Source organism: Acidovorax sp. HMWF018, from assembly GCF_003061035.1.
Taxonomy (GTDB): Bacteria; Pseudomonadota; Gammaproteobacteria; order Burkholderiales; family Burkholderiaceae_C; genus Acidovorax; species Acidovorax delafieldii.
In genome coordinates, this window is record NZ_QAIM01000148.1 from 1 (window position 1) to 1,231 (window position 1,231).

The 1,231-nt window shown below is 60.0% G+C and carries 1 protein-coding gene; it reads left to right on the forward strand.

What is annotated here, in order from left to right; translation table 11 throughout:
* On the forward strand, positions 1–1,095 hold a 1,095-nt coding region (locus tag DBR23_RS05730), incomplete at its 5' end, for a Tn3 family transposase (RefSeq protein ID WP_146191237.1).
* Between the last annotated feature and the right edge of the window lie 136 nt (positions 1,096–1,231).

Below are 1,231 nucleotides of genomic sequence, written 5' to 3' on the forward strand. Positions count from 1 at the left end.
GAATGCGCGCGCATGATTCCGCAGTTGTCTGCCACCAGCATCCGCCAGGCCATGCGCTGGGCACGGGACGAACGCCGTCTGAGTCAGGCTTGCCAGGCGGTGCTGGAGTTTATGCAACGCCACCCGATCGCCACCACTTGGGGCCGTTCAGACCTGGCGTCTTCTGACATGATGAGCATGGAGACAACCAAGCGGGTATGGCAGGCCCGGCTTGATCCCCGGCGCAACACGCCCTCCATTGGCATCTACTCCCATGTACGCGACCGCTGGGGAATCTTTCACGCACAGCCCTTCGTGCTCAATGAGCGCCAAGCTGGCGTGGCCATTGAAGGCGTCATACGTCAGGAACGCCTTGAAACCAGCCAACTGGCGGTGGACACCCACGGCTACACCGATTTTGCGATGGCACTGGCCCGGTTGTTGGGCTTTGATCTTTGCCCGCGGTTGAAGGAATTGAAACAACGCCACCTGTTCGTGCCTCGCGGCGCCAAGGTGCCAGCCGAAATAGCTGCGGTGTGCGAGGCCAATGTTGACGTTGCCCTGATCGAAAAGCATTGGGACAGCCTGGTGCATCTGGCGGCTTCGGTCATGAGTGGTCACGCCAGTGCGGTGGCAGCACTGGCGCGGTTTGGCTCTGCTGCCCAGGGTGACCCCATCTATGACGCTGGCGTGCAATTGGGACGTTTGCTGCGAACCGCGTTCCTTGCCGACTACTTTGTTAAGGACGCTTTCAGGAATGAATTGCGCCGGGTGCTCAACCGGGGGGAGGCGGTCAACGCCCTCAAGCGCGCCATTTACACCGGCCGGATCAGCCCGGCACAGGCCAAACGTGTGGACGAAATGCAGGCTGTGGCCGACGCGTTGAGTCTGCTGGCCAACATCGTCATGGCGTGGAACACGTCACAAATGCAGGCTGTTCTGGATCGCTGGTCGAACCGCCGCCAGGCCATTCCGCCGGAACTGATCGGAAAAATTGCTCCCACCAGGCTGGAAAGCATCAACCTGCGAGGCGTGTTCCGCTTTCCTGTTGACCGTTATGCCGACCAAATCCTGCCCTCGCGGCAGGGAGCACCGATAACTGGCACCAACGGATGAAACCGATCACGGTTTGACGCCACGAATCCCGGATTTGAAGGTGAACAGGAAAGCCAACAGAATCAACGATCTACCAACACCACCCCCGCGCCAGTGCTGGGTTTGCGTACCGCCAGTTATTGCACTGAAAACGAGG